The following is a 403-nucleotide window of genomic DNA, read 5'->3' as shown; positions in this document are numbered from 1 at the left end:
TGGCCGAGCGGTTCGACGCCTTCACGGTCACCGGCTCGCCACGCCGCTCCTGGCTGCGGTTGAAGCTGGTCCGGGTGGCGGAGACGGCTGACCGGGCGCGGGAGGGCTTCGCGGAGGAACTGGCCGCCGCGGGCACCCCGGCCGCCGCGCCCGGCAGCGCGGTGGTGGCCGCGGGCGACGGCGCCGCCGCGCCAGGCTATTCGGGCGTACGGTTCGACCTGCTTGCCCACGACGCGCTGGGCTCGCCGCTGCGGTGGCGGCTGCTGGCCGAGCACAACCGGATCACCGACCCGCTCGCCGTGCCGCCGGGCACCCCGCTGGCCGTGCCGCCGGCCGGGAGCCCGCCGCCGGCAACGCCCACACCGGGGGGTGTGTCGTGACCGCACCCCGTGCGCTCACCGTG

Annotated in this window: 1 pseudogene; it reads left to right on the top strand. The window is 78.4% G+C overall.

Features of this window, described 5'->3' with window-relative positions:
• Window positions 1-380, top strand: a pseudogene (locus C1I92_RS33210) (CIS tube protein); the annotation flags it as partial.
• Window positions 381-403 lie beyond the last annotated feature (23 nt).

It is taken from the genome of Jiangella anatolica (assembly GCF_003236295.1).
In the GTDB taxonomy this organism is placed as follows: Bacteria; Actinomycetota; Actinomycetes; order Jiangellales; family Jiangellaceae; genus Jiangella; species Jiangella anatolica.
This window is presented reverse-complemented; position numbering and strand designations above follow the sequence as displayed.